Consider the following 265-nt stretch of genomic DNA (forward strand, 5'->3'; position numbering starts at 1 on the left):
ATCAGGGATAACCGCCACAATGTCAAAAGCGGTTCCTCTGGTGTTAGCCCCGTTATAGAGAATGATATTGGCGGTGGTCACGTCATCACGGTAACGCATCCAGATACGCACTGTGGCCTCAGAGAACACCGCACCGGATGCCAAACGCTCACGTCCGCTAATCGCCCTCACTTCCGCCCAGACGGTGGCGGCATCCACCCACTTGTCAATAACCTGCCCTGACGGGGCGCGTGACTGCTCGGATTTCTGGATAGTCACCCGATGC

Annotated in this window: 1 protein-coding gene; it reads right to left on the reverse strand. The window is 57.0% G+C overall.

Annotation, left to right across the window (positions count from 1 at the left end; translation table 11 throughout):
- Window positions 1–258, reverse strand: a 258-nt coding sequence (locus PSI23_RS22360) for a phage head closure protein (RefSeq protein ID WP_273557089.1), incomplete at its 3' end; no start/stop codon positions are given.
- Window positions 259–265 lie beyond the last annotated feature (7 nt).

Source organism: Xenorhabdus yunnanensis, from assembly GCF_028598805.1.
GTDB lineage: Bacteria > Pseudomonadota > Gammaproteobacteria > Enterobacterales > Enterobacteriaceae > Xenorhabdus > Xenorhabdus yunnanensis.